The sequence below is a fragment of the Deltaproteobacteria bacterium genome, assembly GCA_016219225.1.
Taxonomy (GTDB): Bacteria; Desulfobacterota; RBG-13-43-22; order RBG-13-43-22; family RBG-13-43-22; genus RBG-13-43-22.
The window spans coordinates 1-3,793 of the sequence record JACRBX010000068.1 but is presented as its reverse complement, the minus strand read 5'-3'; the positions used below and the strand labels follow the sequence as shown (position 1 = coordinate 3,793).

Annotated in this window: 4 protein-coding genes and 1 pseudogene; 2 read left to right on the top strand and 3 right to left on the bottom strand. The window is 50.0% G+C overall.

The annotated features are described in order from the left end of the window. Positions 1–562 (bottom strand): TldD/PmbA family protein (locus HY879_05710; protein MBI5602833.1); only part of this gene is annotated, 562 nt, incomplete at its 3' end. Beyond that, the gene (locus tag HY879_05705) at positions 562–1,929 is read right to left on the bottom strand and encodes a TldD/PmbA family protein (protein ID MBI5602832.1); all 1,368 of its coding nucleotides are present in this window, start codon (positions 1,927–1,929) and stop codon (positions 562–564) included. The genes HY879_05710 and HY879_05705, both read right to left, overlap by 1 nt. 294 nt (positions 1,930–2,223) lie before the next feature. Here HY879_05705 and HY879_05700 point away from each other — a divergent pair, with 294 nt between their 5' ends. Continuing rightward, the gene (locus HY879_05700; protein ID MBI5602831.1) at positions 2,224–2,685 is read left to right on the top strand and encodes a hypothetical protein; all 462 of its coding nucleotides are present in this window, start codon (positions 2,224–2,226) and stop codon (positions 2,683–2,685) included. A 300-nt stretch (positions 2,686–2,985) separates the two neighbouring features. Here HY879_05700 and HY879_05695 read toward each other — a convergent pair whose 3' ends face one another. Then, positions 2,986–3,387, bottom strand: a complete 402-nt coding sequence (locus tag HY879_05695; protein ID MBI5602830.1) for a response regulator transcription factor — start codon at positions 3,385–3,387, stop codon at positions 2,986–2,988. A 269-nt stretch (positions 3,388–3,656) separates the two neighbouring features. Here HY879_05695 and HY879_05690 point away from each other — a divergent pair. Next, positions 3,657–3,793 (top strand): annotated as a pseudogene (locus tag HY879_05690) (transposase).

Below are 3,793 nucleotides of genomic sequence, written 5' to 3'. Positions count from 1 at the left end.
CTTCTGGAAAGGTTCTGAATCCTTTTTCAATGATATGCCGGTCGAGACCGGCCTGAGAACCGGGAAACAGCAGGGAGGCATTCAAAAAATAGGAGCTGCTTATCAGGGATTGATCCAGACCACGGGTATTCTGCAAACGGATGTGTTGCCAATCCCGCTGGATGGAGACATTCACCTGCCCCTGGACTTTTGAGCCCAAATATTCGCAGACCCGGCGGCCTTCTTCCACCAGGGCGGAATTAGTTAGTTCTTGCAGCCGGGGATCATCGGTTTGCAGGGAAGGCCGCGGCGCAGCGGAGGGAAAATCAAAGGGGGCCTCTACTTTTCCTCGGAGCGAATCCAGGGCCTGCTGCAAAAGGTCTTCCGGGTTTAGAAGGTTCTTGGTATAGGCAAAGCCCAGGCAACCCTCTTTGATGATCCGCAGGGCCAAGCCGGACTGCATCTTGGATTCGATCTCTTTGAGCTGGCCGTTTTCAAATTGGATCTGATCGCTTTGTTGTTCCAGAAAATAGACCTCGGCCTGATCGGCCGCTTGGGCGGTTTTTTCCAATATCTGTTCCATCAGCGTCCCCCCACGACGACATCCCGGACCAGGCAATGGGGACCGCCGTGGCAGGATCGGATATTGGTCTGCCCTTTCCCGCAGCCCCCGAGCTGGCTTAATTCCAGGTCATTACCGATCCCTTCAATATTTTTCAGGGTATGGTAAAGATTGCCCGATATATTGATGTCCCGTATCATTCCCTGCCGTTTGCCTTTGTTAACCGCATAGCCGTATTCGGCCCCGAAGGTGAAGTTTTCCCCGCTGGTCTGTCCGCCCAGGGCATTGACCAGATAGAGCCCGTTATCCAAACGGCCAAGAAGTTCATCGAAGGTTGCGGTCCCCGGTTTGATAAAAATGGTTCCCATACGGATGATCGGGGCATAGCGGTAATCTTCGGCTACGGAGTGGCCGGTCAAAGGCTCTCCGAAACGGGCGGCGGTGCGGCGGGAATGGAGCCGGCCGGTGAGTACTCCTTTGGTGATCAGAGGGACAGGCCGGCAGGCTACGCCTTCGTCGTCGTATTTGTAAAAACCTAATTGGCGGGGAAAGGTGGGGTCATCAGTTATCGACAATGCCGGATGGCCGATCAGGCTGCCAAGCTGCAACTTCTCCTGCATGGAAGGGGAGTCTTCGATCAGGTCGGCCTCGGAATAATGACCGAAGGCTTCATGGGTAAAGACCCCGGCCAGATCGGGGTTGAGGATGACCGGATAGGTTCCGCCGGCCACCGGTTCGGCCTTCAGCAGGTCCAGGGCAATGGCGGTTTTTTCCTCAAACAGGGCCTCCTGGTTTCGGAGCCGGGCAAAGCCGGAGCTGCCGCCCATACCGACCCGAACCGTCTGGGTCAGGGTGCCTTCCTGGCTGGTGATGGTGCCTCCCAATCGGGTGGTCACCAGGTCTTCCCGGATCCGGCTGCCCTCGGTGCTGACAAAATATTTTTCCCGTACCAACTCCAAATACTGGATCTGGGTGGTGACGATCTTTTCCTTTTTCAACGGCAGTTGATTATAACCCCGGGTGATGGCCAGTTTTTCTTCCATATCAACGGCCCGCGGATCTTCATCGAGTTGCGGAAAAAAATGATCCTGGATTATTTCCGCCGGGGCCAGACGAACCGGTTCGCTGATGTTCCGGCCGATGAGCAGGGCATTTTCTTCGGCCTTGCGGCTGGCCTTTTCGCCGTCTTTTTCCTGGGTGAAGACCACGGTGGAGAACCCCCCTTCTTTCAGGACCCGCAGCACGTAGCCGTCGGTGGTGGTGGCGCTGATCTGGGTAAGATCCCGGCCGCTGAAAACGATTTGTACTTCTTTTTTGACCTCGTAACGCAGATCGGCATACTCGGCCCGGACTTTGGATAATAGGGATGTAAGGGTTGTAAAATCCATGATGATCCTTTTTCGGCTTGGCGGCCCGAAGACCGTAAAGAAAGTTATTATAATACTATCAAATATCCCCTGATCAATCAAGCCTTCAGGGAAGAAATTGCAATAAGATCCCGATTATGATATTAAACCTCCATGCCCGCCTATAGCGGACACCTCGAACCATGAAAATTTTTTTTAGGCGATTGGCGATGGGCAATAGGCGATGGGCAAAGTACAGGGTCCAAGGTTTTTCATGCGCCTATAGCCTATAGCCACGTGCCTATAGCCTGTATTTTCTATTTTCATATTAATCTTATGCATTTAAAAGTCCCTGTATTCGAAAAATGGAAGCCCGGCGTTCCTAAAAACGCTCTGTTGCTTATTGCGGGAATCCTGTGGATCGGAATAGGCCTTTTGATGAATGGTTTGTCTTTTTCATGGCTGGGGGGCGAAAAGCCCGATCAAGTCCTGCTGATGTTGGCTATCGGATTTGTATTGGCCCTGATCATCCATCATTTTGGATTTCTAAGGATCGTCGATAGAAACCTGGGGCGAATCCTGCCCATGGAAGGAAAAAGGTGCCTTTTTTCTTTCATGCCCTGGAAGAGTTATATCCTAATCGGGATAATGGTTCTGGTGGGTGTTGTCCTGCGTCATACCACGATTCCCAAAACCTATTTATCGGTTCTCTATACCGGTATAGGAACCGCACTGATTCTATCCAGTGTGCGTTACTTGCGATACCTGGTGACCGGCATCACGCAAAAAAACCCGTAACTCGATAGTATAGGAAATTCCTTTTTGGACGCAGATCGACGCAGATTGTCAAGATTTTGAATATAAAGAATAGTTATCTGCGGGTATCGGCGAAAATCAGCGTCCTAATTTAATAGTATAGGAAATTCCTTTTTGGACGCAGATCGACTCGGATCGGCAGATTTTCGCCGATCATGCAGATTGTCAGGATTTAATTGAAAAAAAGTTTCAAGTTGCAAGATGCAGGTTTCAGCTTTCCGCTTTGAGCTTGTTTCTTGAACCTGCGGGTATCGGCGAAAATCCGCGTCCTAATTAATAACTCTAAATCGAATGGATCAGCGCCGCCATCTCCTCGAAATTTAAAGAGTCTTTGGAAACAAAGCGGTTGGCCCCGCTTTGAAAAGCGGCATCCCGATACTCCTGGTTGTCGTAACTGGTGAGAACGACGATCATCATTTCAGGATACCTGGCCTTGATCTTTTTGGTCAGGGAAAGGCCGCTCTCCCCGGGCAGCCGGATATCCATGAACACTAATTGGGGATGAAAGGCCTCCACCTTTTCCAGGCACTCCTGACCTTCGACCGCCTCCTGGATGTCAAGAGCAGGGCTGACTATTTGAAGGTTATCCTTAAATGCCTGCCGGAATCGGGCATTGTCTTCGACAATCAATACCCTTATTTTTGGATTCTCTGCTGAATTGGAAAGGACCATGTCCTGTTTCACCCCTGTTTTTTAGTTCGAAAATAAAGTTTCAAGTTTCAAGATGCAAGTTTCAAGTATTACAAACCTTGGACCTGGAGTCCATTTTCATGCTTCGTGGTGGCCCAATGGGTCATGAGGGTTTAATATGAAAAAACCGTTCAAAGTTCAATGGTTGGAGTTCGGATGAACCCCATTCCTTGTTCCGTGACGATCGGACGGATAGGATCTAATTCTATCGAGGTTCAGGCAAAAGTCAAGATTAAATAAATTTGACAACCTGTTAAAAAACCGTTATAAAAATTATCAGTGAAATCGGCCTGGACATGAGCCGTTGGCCTACAGAAAAACATTTTGCCTCCTGGTTAGGGCTTTCCCCCGGAAGTAAGATCTCCGGTGGAAAGGTATTGAGCGCTAAAACAAAAAAATG

Bases quoted from the DNA above. Each gene is read 5' to 3' on its own strand.
- HY879_05705 (MBI5602832.1), bottom strand. From the start codon at position 1,929: ATGGATTTTACAACCCTTACATCCCTATTATCCAAAGTCCGGGCCGAG.
- HY879_05700 (MBI5602831.1), top strand. From the start codon at position 2,224: ATGCATTTAAAAGTCCCTGTATTCGAAAAATGGAAGCCCGGCGTTCCT.